The sequence below is a fragment of the Solibacillus sp. iso_87 genome (genome assembly GCF_056173085.1).
Window position 1 is genome coordinate 3318818 of sequence record NZ_CM149656.1, and the last position, 14500, is coordinate 3333317.

13 protein-coding genes and 1 other annotated feature are annotated in these 14500 nt (G+C 38.8%); of the genes, 3 read left to right on the forward strand and 10 right to left on the reverse strand.

From position 1 onward, the window contains the following. Positions 1-84: 84 nt before the first annotated feature. The 3 genes from AC0VXV_RS16965 to AC0VXV_RS16975 all read right to left on the reverse strand — a co-directional run bounded on the left by AC0VXV_RS16965 (position 85) and on the right by AC0VXV_RS16975 (position 3914). Positions 85-1254, reverse strand: a complete 1170-nt coding sequence (locus AC0VXV_RS16965) for a hypothetical protein (RefSeq protein WP_475529378.1) — start codon at positions 1252-1254, stop codon at positions 85-87. A 125-nt stretch (positions 1255-1379) separates the two neighbouring features. Next, positions 1380-2162, reverse strand: coding sequence for an enoyl-CoA hydratase (locus AC0VXV_RS16970; RefSeq protein WP_475529379.1), 783 nt, complete (start codon positions 2160-2162; stop codon positions 1380-1382). Positions 2163-2228: 66 nt separating this feature from the next. Next, complete coding sequence (locus AC0VXV_RS16975) at positions 2229-3914, reverse strand: FAD-binding dehydrogenase (protein ID WP_475529381.1); 1686 nt, start codon at positions 3912-3914, stop codon at positions 2229-2231. Between the two features lie 377 nt (positions 3915-4291). Then, positions 4292-4537 (forward strand) — a binding site (T-box leader). 74 nt (positions 4538-4611) lie between these two features. Here AC0VXV_RS16975 and serA point away from each other — a divergent pair. Together serA and AC0VXV_RS16985 are read left to right on the forward strand one after the other, a co-directional pair. Further along, positions 4612-6237 carry a phosphoglycerate dehydrogenase gene (serA, locus tag AC0VXV_RS16980; RefSeq protein WP_475531485.1) on the forward strand — a complete coding sequence of 542 codons (1626 nt, stop codon included), beginning with the start codon at positions 4612-4614 and terminating at the stop codon, positions 6235-6237. 224 nt (positions 6238-6461) lie between these two features. Beyond that, positions 6462-7724 carry a polysaccharide deacetylase family protein gene (locus tag AC0VXV_RS16985; protein WP_475529382.1) on the forward strand — a complete coding sequence of 421 codons (1263 nt, stop codon included), beginning with the start codon at positions 6462-6464 and terminating at the stop codon, positions 7722-7724. A 39-nt stretch (positions 7725-7763) separates the two neighbouring features. Here the strand turns inward: AC0VXV_RS16985 and AC0VXV_RS16990 are convergent, their stop codons facing one another. The 7 genes from AC0VXV_RS16990 to AC0VXV_RS17020 form a co-directional block, all read right to left on the reverse strand. Beyond that, positions 7764-8135: a DNA polymerase III subunit delta gene (locus AC0VXV_RS16990; RefSeq protein ID WP_475529383.1), complete on the reverse strand. Its 372-nt coding sequence runs from the start codon at positions 8133-8135 to the stop codon at positions 7764-7766. A 109-nt stretch (positions 8136-8244) separates the two neighbouring features. Continuing rightward, complete coding sequence (locus tag AC0VXV_RS16995; RefSeq protein ID WP_475529384.1) at positions 8245-9033, reverse strand: HAD family hydrolase; 789 nt, start codon at positions 9031-9033, stop codon at positions 8245-8247. A gap of 123 nt (positions 9034-9156) precedes the next feature. Beyond that, positions 9157-9402: a DUF3006 domain-containing protein gene (locus AC0VXV_RS17000; protein WP_475529385.1), complete on the reverse strand. Its 246-nt coding sequence runs from the start codon at positions 9400-9402 to the stop codon at positions 9157-9159. Beyond that, positions 9389-10585, reverse strand: a complete 1197-nt coding sequence (locus AC0VXV_RS17005; protein ID WP_475529386.1) for an MBL fold metallo-hydrolase — start codon at positions 10583-10585, stop codon at positions 9389-9391. The genes AC0VXV_RS17000 and AC0VXV_RS17005 overlap by 14 nt, the downstream gene beginning before the upstream one ends. Positions 10586-10725: 140 nt before the next feature. After that, positions 10726-12228, reverse strand: coding sequence for a coproporphyrinogen III oxidase (locus AC0VXV_RS17010; RefSeq protein ID WP_475529388.1), 1503 nt, complete (start codon positions 12226-12228; stop codon positions 10726-10728). A 171-nt stretch (positions 12229-12399) separates the two neighbouring features. After that, positions 12400-12744 (reverse strand): YlbF/YmcA family competence regulator, encoded by a 345-nt coding sequence (locus AC0VXV_RS17015; RefSeq protein ID WP_065216702.1) that lies wholly within the window; start codon positions 12742-12744, stop codon positions 12400-12402. A gap of 22 nt (positions 12745-12766) precedes the next feature. Then, complete coding sequence (locus AC0VXV_RS17020; RefSeq protein ID WP_475529389.1) at positions 12767-13912, reverse strand: DUF445 family protein; 1146 nt, start codon at positions 13910-13912, stop codon at positions 12767-12769. Between the two features lie 108 nt (positions 13913-14020). On the opposite strand from AC0VXV_RS17020, the gene AC0VXV_RS17025 reads away from it, so the two are divergent. After that, positions 14021-14230, forward strand: a complete 210-nt coding sequence (locus AC0VXV_RS17025) for a YheE family protein (RefSeq protein WP_475529390.1) — start codon at positions 14021-14023, stop codon at positions 14228-14230. The last annotated feature ends 270 nt before the right edge of the window (positions 14231-14500 follow it).

Genomic DNA, 14500 nt, shown 5'->3' on the forward strand with positions numbered 1-14500 from the left:
ATCAATCCGGCTTTTACCGGTAGTTGATCTCCCGTGTATGCGGGATAAATGAGAAGGTGCCCTGAAATTCAGGGCACCTCTTTATTATACTAAGCGTCTAATTGCCTCATAGAGCTCTTCGTTTGTTGGGACTTGCAAATACATGCGCAGCCTAACAATACGATTCAATTCCTTTTTAATCATACATCGTGCATACTCAACACGATCTTCTGTGGCGTACATCTTCCGGAACTCTTCCTGCATATTATACATTTCGTTAAAATCGCTTAACACTAGTTGAAGTTCTTTTTCATTTAATAAATATTGCTCAACTAAATTGACAAGCTCCTCATTAAAGATTTCCAGCATTTTCACAGCATCATCTTTTATAAATAGATCAAGCACTTTTTTTACAAGCGTCGTTGTCAATATACTCCCTATAATAAGACCGATGATCCCGCCGATTAAGCTAATGACAGTTGTACTAACATTCGGAATCGATAGGCCGACTCCTCCACCTACGATTAAACCAATAATACTCCCTGCAACACTAGCAGCCGTTTTGGAAATATTTTTAAATAGTTGTGCCGGAGACATCTGTTTTTTAATCGTGCGAATTATATCGACGCTCGACATGACACCCGTTACGATTGCTCCTGTCACAACATTTGCATTGAGTAATGTAATAGCCTTTTTAGCAATAACAGAGCTGTACATCGCCTTTTTCGTGGCCGTACTAGCCATCCTCTTCACTACTGCTTTTGCACCGTTTTTCTTTACGGCACTTGCAATGCCTTCATCCAGCTCAATATGGTCAATAATATTCGGGTTATCGATTTGCTTTTCGATTACTTCTTCTGCAAATGGTTCCCCTATAACTGTTAAACCTGTCAGTACTGCATTTTCAACTGCGGTACCTCGTTCTGCACCATTCCACTTACTTTGAGCAAAAGAAATTGCGGTACTCATTCCGATCGTTTCTTTCTTAAAATCGATGCAGCCTCTTTCATCAATGACTAGATTATGGATATTCCCAGCATCTAATATGTGACGAACTTGCTCATATGTGAATGCACCTTGTTTAATAATATCGCTATTATTAAAATGCGCATGTATTTCATTATATTGCTCGAAAGGGACTTCCAAGTAATTACTTTGTTCCTGATCCAGCTGTTTTAATTCAATTTCGCAAATTGCAATCGCATCATTTACATTGGGACAATACACATTGTGTACGATTTGTCGCCGGTTGTTTGGTAGCCAAATTTGGTCCATGAAGTTACCTCCATTTTTCGTCTTTCACTATCATATAAGCATTCGGTAATGTTGTACAGTAATATTTTATAAGCCAATAAAAAAGGAGGAGCCAGCGTTGTTTCACTAGCATCCTCCGATATTATTTACTTTCCTTCAAATTGCGGCATTCTCTTTCCGACGAAAGCCTGAATCCCTTCTAAATGGTCTTGTGTTTGGCGCATTTTCACCTGTCCTGCCGATTCGCCTTCCAATATTTGCTCTAACACAGGCAAGTTCGCATTATGCAATATCAGCTTTGTTTCAATCTTTGCCAAAATCGGTGACGCCAACAGCTTGCCGACAAGTTGGTCAACTGTTACTAATGCCTGACCATCTTCTACATTATAATCAATGAGTCCTAATGCTAACGCTTCATCACCGCTTAACACTTTTCCTTCCCATATCATTTGTTTCGCTTTTGGTGTCCCTAGACGTTCCTTCATAAAGAAATGTCCAGCACCGTCAGGAACTAAACCGATTCCGATAAAGTTCATCGCTAATTTACTCGATTGCTCCGCAACAATGATATCGCTTCCTAATGCAAGACTAAATCCTAAACCGGCTGCAGCTCCATGAATTTGTGCAATCGTAATCATCGGAAGTGTATAATAAGCTTTCACTAAACGTGAAATGTCTTCCATAATCGTTCCAAAATCAGAAAAGTCGTCTGATGAAACCATCATTTTTACATCGCCACCTGCTGAGAAGACTCTCCCTTCCCCTCTAATGATAAGAATTTGAACATCCTTTTCATTATGTAGCGCTTCAAAGCAATCCGCCAACTCGCGCATCATTGTAAAATCCATTGCATTCATAGCATTCGGGCGATTTAATGTTAATGTTGCTTTTCGCTCCGCAATTTCCAGCTTAATTGTTTCAAAGTTCAATTGTATACACCCCTTATTTATGAATAATCATTCATTTCGACAAATGACTTCATATCTCCTTTATTTTCATACTTTTAATGCTCTGGCTTTGTTCTGTACCGGCTTTAAAGAGGCTAAATATTTACCGACCTGCAATCCAGTAAATAAGCACCCGCCTAAAAATGTCCCTTCCAATGAACGGTAACCATGAACGCCACCGCCGCCAAAACCGCTGACTTCTCCTGCCGCAAAGAGTCCTTGAACAGGGTTGCCCTCATCATTTAGTACTTGCCCGTTTAAATTGGTTTGTAATCCCCCTAATGTTTTTCTTGTAAGTATATTTAAGCGTACTGCAATTAACGGTCCGGCTTTCGGATCCAAAATCTTGTGGGGTTTCGCTGCACGGATCAATTTATCACCGATATAGTTTCTTGCTCCATGCAATGCATTAATTTGTGCATCCTTTGAAAAGATATTTTCAATTTCACGGTCCCGCGCTAAAATCTGCTCTTTAATTTGCATAAAATCAAGCAAGTCATTGCCTGCCAGTTTGTTCATACCATCGACTAAATCTTTTAAACTATCCGCAATGACAAAGTCTTCCCCGTTTTCTTTAAATGCCTGAACGGCTTTTGGCGGCCCTGGTAAAACACGCTTCAGCACGTCCTTTATACTTTTATTTGTCAAATCCATATTTTGCTCAGAACCGGATAATGCAAATTCCTTTTCGATTATTTTTTCCGTCAAAATAAACCAGGAATAGTCATACCCTGTTTTTTGAATTGCTTCAAGTGTGCTGAGTGTATCAAAACCGGGAAAGTTCGGTGCTTTAAATCGGTTTCCTGTTGCATCAAACCACATCGAAGACGGTCCGGGCAGTATACGAATCCCATGGTTTTTCCATATCGGATTCCAGTTTTTCAACCCTTCCGTATAATGCCACATCCGGTCTCGATTGACGATACGTCCGCCTGCCCGTTCGGTAATTTCGAGCATTTTTCCATCAACAAATGCAGGTACACCGGACACCATATTTTCCGGTGGAAGACCTAGTCGTGACGGCCAATTTTCTTTGATAAGTTCTAAATTTGCTCCGATACCACCGCTAGCTACTACGACTGCATCTGCCGTATATTCAAATGTTCCGATGACTTCTCTTGAGCTTTCCTCCCCGCGGCGAATGATACTATTTTCTAAAATATTCCCTTGAATGCCAGTAACAGCGCCATCTTCAGTTATTAAATCCGTTACTTGGCGGCGAGGCAAATAATCGATTAAACCACTCTCTGAAGCTTGCAATACTTTACTTGAAAAAGCCTCTACAATCGCGGGGCCAGTTCCCCAAACGATATGAAAGCGAGGAACCGAATTCCCATGCCCGCCTGCTAAAGCACCCCCACGCTCTGCCCAGCCGACAACCGGGAAAAATTGAATACCCTGTGATTTTAGCCAATCATATTTTTCTCCCGCTGCAAAATCCACATAAGCCTTTGCCCATTCATATGCCCAGTAATCCTCATCCTCTAATCGGTCGAATCCTGCAGAGCCGCGCCAATCCTGCCATGCAAGCTCCTTACTGTCTTTTATTCCCAACCTTCTTTGTTCAGGAGTATCTACTAAAAATAGTCCTCCAAATGACCAAAATGCCTGACCCCCGATTGAGTTTTCGGGCTCTTGATCAACAAGCAATACCTTTTTTTGCGCATCTATAAGCTGACAAACCGCAGTTAAACCTGCTAGCCCCGCCCCAATTACGATTGCATCATAATGCATTTTCTACTCCCCCTTTGTCAGTGCATCTGTTATACAATTTCGTGGTATTTTTTATTTCACCTTCTTTATTATTTTTCATTAAAGCGTTGAAAATTTAAATTAAGGCAAAATTTTATTGAAATAGTAAAACCGTATTTTTTCCGATAAATACTTGGTGTCTCGATTTTTCTGTAAATTCAAACAAATCCTTTTAAATCAATATCGTTAGCGCTTTCATAGTTTTTACTAAATACGAACATTAACTTTATATATCCTAAATATCGTTCGTAAAAGAACCTCATATTCGCTAATTAATTCACTAATTATTTATCAATTTTGAAAATTCCGTTGACAAATATGAACAATCGGGTTTATGATGTTATCAAATTTAAAAACGACAAACTATTGTGATAGAGACATACTATTTAGTTTTGTATAGCAAAGAGAGCTGGTGGTCGGTGTAAACCAGTGTATACGCTAAATTAGTTCCACTCTTGAATAGAATATCCGAAAATCCAAAGTAAGTTATTCCGTCCCATGCACGTTACGCATATTGATAAGGTTGTATGACTATTTTTTTAAATGGTCGGCAACGAATAAGGGTGGTACCGCGATTTGTTTAATGAATGCCTTTCGCCCCTTACGTTATTCGTAAGGGACGGAAGGCTTTTTTTGTATAGTTTTTTAAAAATAATAGTGAATTTAAGGAGAGATTATGATGACAGCAACACAATTAATCGAAAAGGCAACAAAAACAATCAACGTATTTATTGCAGATCCACTAAGTGATGACGGTATTTTCCCACTTCGTCAAGAAACAGAATTAAATTTAAATATCATCGTTGATACAGGATTAGCTCCAGAACAATTAATAGCTCGAATTGCAGATGTGGATGTATTACTTGTCCGCTCTCAAACAACAGTTACACGCGAAGTTATTGAGGCAGCGAAAAACTTGAAGTTAATCGGGCGTGCCGGTGTAGGTGTTGATAACATCGATTTAAATGCCGCAACAGAGCACGGAATTATTGTTGTAAACGCTCCAGACGGGAACACGAACTCTGCGGCTGAGCATACAATCGCAATGATGACATCACTTGCCCGCTTTATTCCACAAGCATTCAACACGTTAAAGAACGGTAAATGGGATCGTAAATCTTATGTTGGGGTTGAACTTAAAAACAAAACATTAGGTGTAATTGGGATGGGCCGTATCGGTGCTGAAGTAGCTTACCGTGCAAAAGGCCAACGTATGGACGTGATCGCCTATGACCCATTTTTAACTGAAGAACGTGCAAAAGAATTAGGTATTACAAAAGGTACTGTTGACGAAGTATGTGCAGCAGCAGACTTTGTAACAGTTCATACACCTCTTTTACCTGAAACTCGTAACATCATCAACAAAGAACGTTTTGCCATTATGAAAGACGGTGTCCGTATTATCAACTGTGCTCGCGGCGGTATCATTAACGAAGATGATTTATACGATGCGATTGTTGAAGGTAAAGTAGCAGGTGCCGCACTGGATGTATTCGTACAAGAGCCTGCAACAGACCATAAACTGTTAACATTGCCACAAGTGATTGCAACACCTCACTTAGGTGCATCTACAGTGGAAGCACAGGAATCAGTAGCAGTCGATGTATCAAACGACATTATTAAATTCTTTAAAACAGGTACTGTAACAAATCCGGTAAACATGCCATCTATTCCGAAAGAAAAGCTTGCGGAAGTAGAACCGTTCTTCGCATTAGCTGAAAAGCTTGGTAAGTTTTTAATCCAGGTTACAGAAGAAAGCATCAAACAATTAAATATTTCTTATGCTGGTGAAGTCGCTAACTTTGATGTACGTCCATTAACAGCAAATGCTATTAAAGGTCTGCTTTCTACGAACCACGGCTCTCACGTAAATGATGTCAACGCACGTTACTTAGCTGAGCGTATCGGCATTCAAATTAATGAGCATAAAACAACAACTGCTAAAGGCTTCACAAATTTAATTACGGTTGAGATCGTGACTGAAACTGAAAAACATACTGTAGCTGGTACTTTATTAAATGGTCTTGGTGCCCGTATCGTTAAAGTGGAAGGTTTCGTAGTGGATGTTATTCCTAACGGCAACCTGCTTTACATTAAAAACCAAGATAAGCCAGGTTCAATCGGCCGTGTTGCTACTAAGCTGGCAGAAAAAGATATCAATATCGCAACAATGCAGGTTGGGCGCGATCAAATCGGCGGCTCTGCAGTCATGATGCTTGTCGTTGATAACGAAGTAACAACAGAAGATTTAATTTTTGTTGCACAACTTGAAAATATTGATGAAGCAAAAGCCATTACACTATAATCATTTCTACTACTGATGAACGAAAATTTCTTTCATCAGTAGTTTTTTGTTTTAACATATTTCCCATTCGCATACATAAGTTTAAAGGACGATTTTATCCCTTATTATTTCAAACTTCAATTGGATAAAATCTTACATAAAACTTGGCGAAAGTGAAGACCCCTACCCTATTCCCACCAACCGTTCACTCTATTCGCTCACTTCTTTATAAAAGGAGAGTTTAGTTGAGAAAAATACTTTATTTCTTATTAATTGTTTTCTGTATCGTTGGTGTTTCCCTAGTAAATAACGAGCGTGTCCATGCAGCAGCCCCTTCTGCAACAATTAAAATCACAACAATAGAGACCGAAGTATTTGATAAAACATTAAAGCAAAAAGTAATTACACTGTCAAAAGCAACTCCCGTTATCGTACTTTCAGAAGCGGATGGATGGGCTGAAATTCAATATAAAACGGTGATAGGCTATATTCCAAGCGAATATTTAAAGTCTGCAACCCCTCAATATATGCTCGTACAAGCAAAAGAAGAGCCACTTGTACGTGTGACGAATAAACTAGAGAGCGAAATTAAAGGAAAGCTCCATTTAAATACAATTGTAGAGCTTTACGGATCTGCAACTGCCGACTTTGTTTTTGTAAAATACGGACGTCTTGCCGGTTTTGTCAATAAGCAGGCACTTGTGAAACCTGTTTCAAAAGCGATGATTGTCAAAGGTTCCGCCGATTTAGTTGTAAGAGAGATTGCCAGTTCTTCGAGTACGGAAATTGGTGTGTTACGTAAAAACAGCCCTGTTAAAATGCTCACTAATTTAAAAGGTTGGGCGTTTGTTACAACGGATAAACTATCAGGCTATGTGCTGACGAATGGATTGGCTACACCGCCTGTTGTAAAAGAAAAACCAGTAAAACCAGTTAATCCGAAACCGGCAACGGATAAGAAAATTGCCTTAACATTCGATGATGGCCCTCACCCAAAAGTGACGAGACAAATTTTAAAAACGTTGGAGAAGTATGAGGCAAAGGCGACATTTTTTGTTGTGGGGCAAGAGGTGAAGGAACACCCTGAAATTTTAAAGGCCGTATATAACGCGGGCCATGAGATTGGTAACCATACATTTAACCATGAAAAACTGACGACATTGTCAACTAAGGAAATAAAGCAGCAAATTCAGGCAACCGATACACTTATCAAGTCGACGATCGGTCAACGGGCAACTGTCTTCCGTCCGCCGTATGGAAGCTATGATGAAACGATTACTGATCAATTAAATGTTCCGAATGTACTGTGGACAATTGATACACTTGACTGGAAGCATCGTGATCCGGAAAAAACGGTGCAGGCAGTAAAAGAACGTGCAAAAAATGGGAGTATCATATTAATGCATGATATTCATCAGGCAACTGCCGACGCATTGGATGAAGTTCTTGCAACACTCCAAAAACAGGGCTACGAATTTGTGACTGTTTCCGAACTGTTAGGAAAATAAAATAAAAGGACCTGGTGAATGTTTCACCAGGTCCATAATTTACAATGCTTTTAGTTGTAGAAAAGATAAATACTCATTTATTAGAATAGAGTCCATTTCAAATAGAGGCAATGTCACAATGTCCGTACTTTGCGCTACCCCTAATGCTGCAATCGCAACGAAAAATAATACACCAACTGCAATAAATGCAGACAGTATACGGTGTGCTCCTTCCATTTCCGGATTGGCATGTTTTCTGTTTTTACTGCGTACAAGGCTGAAGAATCGGTTTTTGTTTTCAGGTAAATGAAGCACATGTTCACATGCCAAACAAAGGTATGCTGTATGATGGGCAATCGTTATCGGATTGATCTGAACTGAATTTTTTGTGCGGTCGCAGTTTTCACAGCGACATATATTATTATTTACCATAGAAAAACCTCTTTCATCCCTTTCATACATTTATTATAGCACGAATCTTTAGAAAATTCATTCTTTTAATGCAAAAACGCACTTACTTAAAGTAAAGTGCGTCACTAGTTTATAAAGTTTTCACTAACTGTAAAAATTCTGTAAGTGATGTTACTTCATATGTCGGGACTATTTCTGGATTGTGCGGTTTACTTTCGCGGTTAATCCAAACATTGCGCATACCGACACGTGACGAGCCTAAAATATCGGTCATTAAATTATCTCCGACCATAATGGCTTCATCTTTTGTAACCTGCGCTTTTTCCATTACAAACTTGAAAATGGAAGCATCCGGTTTCCCTTTACCGAAATCACCTGAAATAATAATATGGTCAAAATACGGTACAATTTCCGGAGTAATCTCCAACTTTAAATTTTGTAAACTTGGTGCACCGTTCGTTAATAGCACAAGCTCGTATTTCCCTTTTAATTCATCCAATACGGCAAATGTATCCTCATAGAAAAACGGTGCTTTTTTGCGTTCTGCTACAAAACGCTCCCCGAGTTCTGCGCCTAATGCTGCATCTTCAATTCCAAGGGCTGCCAAACCTTTTGTCCAAGCTTCAGCACGGTAGGCAGGTACAATTTCCTTCATCTGCTGAAATTGTGGTGTCGGATCATCAAACGTTCCCCAAAGACCTTCAAATGGATTAATACCGATTAATACCGTGTAGTCATATGTAGGATAACTTTCATAAAGACTGCGCGCTGCCGATCTTACCGCTTCTTCCAAATCTTTTGCGTCGACGTTTTTTTTAGTCGCCGCATAGTCACATGTTTTTTCAAATGCTGTTTTTACTGAATGTTGATCGAATAATAAAGTATCATCTAAATCGAAAATTATTGTTTTAATAGCCATTGTTACGCTCCTAAAATTAATATATGTACCCATATATTTTACCATACTAAAGCGTACAATTTCCGATACTTTTTGATTTTTCTAAATTTTCGAGTCCAAATGTAATTAAGGAATAAAACCCTGTTATTCCTTGTTTCTTAATTGCTGTAACAGATTATTGACACGTGTTTTTTGCTTTTCGGTTTCTTCTTTCAGTAACTCAATCTTATAATCAAAACCATCATCCAGAATATTTACTATATCCCCTTCTTTAAGCTCTGATGGAATTTCAGATTGATGAATCAGAAGTTGCTCCGTTTCTTCCGGACGTTTTAAAAAAATCGCATAATCTCCATCAAATCGGTCTAGCGTGTATTTATTGTAGTTCACTTACAACTTCCCCTTTCGCATTGACTAGTTGGGCTGCATCGCCGCTGTTTAACCATATTTGTCTTTTCGACCATTCCAGTGTGGCCGCACCTGTTTTTGCATTGGGACCACTTGTGATCGAAAGCTTTTTCCCTGGTGCTAAATTAATATCCGGGAAATTAAATACTTGATCGCCTTCAACAGATAGTAGTTTCCAGCCTTCCAAATCAACAGCTTGATTACTACTATTCTGGATGACAACAATTTCTTCATGCACATCTTTGCTGATTAGTTCGACTTTACCGCTCTTTGTTGAAGCTGGTAACGGTATCGAATTTGTTGCCCCGATACCTGACCACTGCTGTGCATCTATGTCATATGTTACCCCATCTGTAGTAATCACAATCGTTCCGGCTTCTGCAGTACTATATATTTCACTGTTTACGTTTTGCAGTATATCAATTACTTCTGCGTGCGGGTGACCGTATTTATTGTCCTGTCCATAGCTTAATATTGTTGCTAGTGGACTCACCGCTTCTAAAAATTTTTGCGAACTGCTCGTATTAGATCCGTGATGGCCTGCTTTTAAAATAGTTGCCTGTACATCGGTTCCTTTTTGTAAAAGCTGCTGCTCTACGCCGTGATCGGCATCTCCCATTAGTAAGAACGAAATATTTTGATATTCCGCGCGCAGAACGATTGAAGCGTCATTATTATCAGAAGCCGTTTCGTCTGCAGCAAGAACTTCTACAATAAGATTGTCTTCAAGTTGAATGTCATCGCCTGCTTCAGGAATCGTAAACTTAATATTTTTTGCTTGAATGAGGCTTAGCATTTCTTCATATGTTTGAGACGTATGTACTTTTCCGGAATCGATAAATTCCTTTATTGAGATGGAATTCAGCACTGAAATCAGTCCGCCGATATGATCGGCATCCGGGTGTGTAGCAACTACATAATCCAACCGGTTGACTCCCTGTGCTTTTAAATAGGCGACAACTTCCGTACCGGCACCCTTTACGCCACCATCAATAAGCATCGTTTCCCCGTTTGGTGCTTCGATGAAAATGGAATCCCCCTGTCCTACATCAATAAAGTGGACGGCCATTTCTTTTAGTGGTTCTCTGTATATTTCTTCGGCTGTTTCTGTACATCCTGCTACGAATAGTAACGTGAACATTAACAGTCCAATTAATTTTTTCATTGCAACAAATCCTTTTCTTTTACTCTCTTACTAGTTTACACAAGTTGACCTCTTTATAAAAATCTCCCCTTCGCAGAAAAACCAAATAGCACATGCCACTAGTTTGGCTGTGCTATTTGTCGATATTTAAAGATCATCAATTAAGAATAAAGCTCGTCTAAAATGGCGATTTTCTTGGCGATTGATTCTTCAAATGTCAGGATATATGCTGCTGGATCTTTCGGGTTATGGAACTGTGTAATTTTGCCGGTCGTTGGATGCACGAACTTCGAGGAAGCTCCGCAGCCGATACCTAAAATTGTTTGCACTTCTTCCATAATGACAATATTGTAAATCGACTCTTCTTCTGGTTTACAATAGCCGACGTTTTCCAAGTTTCCTAAAATATTTTTCTGGCGGTATAAGTAATACGGAACATAGCCGTTTTTAGCTGTCCATTCTGTTGCCATCTGCATCATTTTCCCTACTGTATCACGGTCGGCTACTTTATACTTATCTTTGTTTCGCGTCATTTCCGATGCACGTTTAAAGCTGAGTGTATGAACCGTTAAACTTTCAGGCTGCATTTTTGCAGATTCCGCTAACGAATGCTCGAATTCTTCAATACCTTCATTCGGCAAGCCGATAATCAAATCCATATTGATATTATTCATACCGGAATTGCGTGATAGCCAAAACTTCTCTACTGTTTCTTCAACAGTATGATGGCGGCCAATTGCTTTTAATGTTTCTTGCGTATAGCTTTGCGGGTTAACGGAAATACGGTCAATGCCCCATTTTTTCAATACTTCGATTTTCTCAGGTGTAATTGTATCCGGACGCCCTGCTTCTACTGTAATTTCACGAATAGACTCTGGATTCGGGAAAGCATCGAACATAGTTTTATATAATGCATCCATTTCATGTGCCTCGATTGAAGTCGGTGTACCCCCGCCCCAGTAAATCGAAGTAATACGCATATTTTTTTCTGTCAGCCATTTACCCATTTCACGCAGTTCAATGTGAAGACCATCGATAAACTTCTCTACGCGCCCTGCCTTACGATTTGATTGGATCGCATAGGCCGGGAATGTACAATACGCACACATTGTCGGACAAAACGGAACCCCAATATAAATTGAAATTTCCTTTCCAAGCTCGTCCAGATCCGGAATCACGGTAAGTTGACGCTCGACAATCGCTTTCATCAATGCGATTTTCTGATCCGAAATTCGGTAATCTTCTTTTAACACCGCGGCAATTTGCTCGTCATTCATACCGGCTTTACGATATTTATGATAAAGCTTTGTCGGTCGGACTCCTGTTAAAATGCCCCACTGCTGAGTCATACCGGAATATTGTTCAAGTACATCAAGCATGACATGTGACAGTGCACGCTTCATTCGGATGTTTTGCTCTTTTTCCGTTCCTTCAGTCTCATACTTAATCGAATAGTCGCTCGTATATTCCTGCCCATACACTTTTAGCTTGGCAAATGTGAAAATCGTAAATTTTTCATCGATAGACTTGTTAAATTCAATCGACATATCCGAACCATCCTGATCGATCTGAATAACGGAATCCTCGTAAAATAAATTGGCTATATGATTAAGAACACGTGTCCAGTCTTCTTTAAATTGCTCGTTAATATGAATCGTTTTCATGTTATTCTCTACCTTCTTATTGTAATAAATAAAAAATCTATCTCATTGTAACAAATATTAAGGTAGAAGAAAAAAAACATGTTTATTTTAAGTAAATTAGTCCGGACACAATAGCCTTTAAACTCCCTGAAATAAAAAAAGAGCCACACAAAAGTGTGACCCCATTGTATCTTATAGTCCGTCGTACATTGCTTGGATTGGCTGTGTGATAATACGGTTAATTTCTTGGATTACTGCACTTAAAGCCATTTCCGCTTCCAGCATTGCAATAATTTTAGCGTTTTGCTGAGCTAACTGTGCTGTTTTTTGTAAAAATACATACTCTTCTTCTGTAATTTCTTCACCAGCATTTTGTTTGTCCTGCATCTTTAATTGAACATCACGGAAATTTGTGAATAATACTTTGGCTTCCTCGTCTGCACGTACAGTTTCCACTGCGTTCTTTAAATTTTGAAACTCATCAGTCTTGCGGAATGTTGCTTCAAGTTTATTAATATCTTCGTAAATATTAATCATGTAATATTCCTACTTTCTCTTTTTAGTTCGTCAAAAAGACGATTAACGCTTGAATGATCCCGACAAGACCACCAATAATGCCGCCAAGCCATGTAATTAATTTCAGCTCTTTACTAATAATACCTAGTACAAGCTCTTCTAATTTGGCGATAGGAAAAGAATCTACTTGCTCTCGAACGACTTCGGCTAAATTCAATCTCTTCAGTACGTCTTCGATTTTTCCTTCTGCTGCGATAAATGTTTTATCCATCATTTTAGGTAGAAGATCATTTGTAGCCCAGTCTTTTCCTTGTGGCCAATAGTCATTAACCGTTTTATCCAGGCGCGCCTCCAATGCCAGTGCATTTTTTGCATAGCTTTGGATACTCGTTTCAATCGTATCAAAGTTTACATCATTCATAAAGTCCATTGCCGGACGATTTTTAATTTTTTCCCATTCGGTTGTAAAAATCCGATGTAAAAGTGCAGCTGTTCCTGGAGCTTTTAAAAACTTTATAAGCTCGCGCTGTACTTTATCAACGAGTGATGTCGAGTCTCCTAAAAACATTTGGATCATTCCGCCAAATGAACCCTTTGTCGATAAGAAGTCATCCAGCATATTTTTGATTGTCATTGTACCTTCTGGAGACATAAAATAATCTTCGCCTTTTTGCAGTATCTGTACAACTGCCTCATCGATTTTCTGGTCCAGCACAGGCTCCAAATCATTCGGTAATAATTCACGAATAGATTTTGTTGATAACGTATTTTTTACTTTATGGAATTGTACGTGAATAAGTTCATCCACTTTCCCTTCCACAGTTTGCGGTAATTGTGTGAAACCCGCCAAACGAATCCAATCATTAATCGTTTTTTCGTTAGTAAATATTTCTTGCGTCACTTTATTTTGTGCAAAGGTTAATACATTTTCGCGTATTTCCTTTGATAAAAACTCCTTCTTAATTGTTTCGGGTGTCAGTAAATATTCCGAAACGGTTTTTCCTAACTGAATCGCCAAATCTTCACGGCGTTTTGGTATAAGCCCCGGTGTTAACGGCAACTTCCATTTTTTAAAATAGATTGGCTTATAAGGTCTAAACAGCATTTTGATTGCCATATAGTTTGTCGCTGCACCAACGACAGCCCCTACAACACCAAGCAGGAATAATAGCGAAATAAATTCTCCCATTTTGCTCACTCTTTCTTCATCATGTGTATGTTCTATTATTAATTTCAAAAAAGAAAAATTGCAACAATGTACTACTTTCTTGTACGATAAAAATGGGAGGGAAGTTTCATGATTCAACATTTTAGCTATAAGCCATTGTTTGAAAACAGTCAAATTCCGGGGTGGTCCATCCGCTTTTTCTATGAGCAGAAACGTTATGTAGCAGAATATTATAAAGATGGTAGCATCAAATTCTTAGGGGAAAGTCCTGCTGAAGAACAGAAAGAACAGCTTGAGAAAATGATTCACGAGTTAATGCTCTTTCACGTTTACGAATAAAAAAGAAATGGGAGCAGTCGAATTTTCGATGCTCCCATTTTTATGCGCGTTTCGAGTTAATCATAATTTAATAGCTGGCTGCAGTAAATTATAGTTGCTGGCGTTTGCTAATTTTTCTGCCTACTAAATTATCATTATCTACCATTTCACAATAGCATAAATCTATCGAAATTTCAATTTTCTATCAATTTATCCACATCTGGTAAATCATTCATTTATCTGATTATAGACATCAAATCTTATTCCAAATTTTTTCCTCAAATTTCAAAT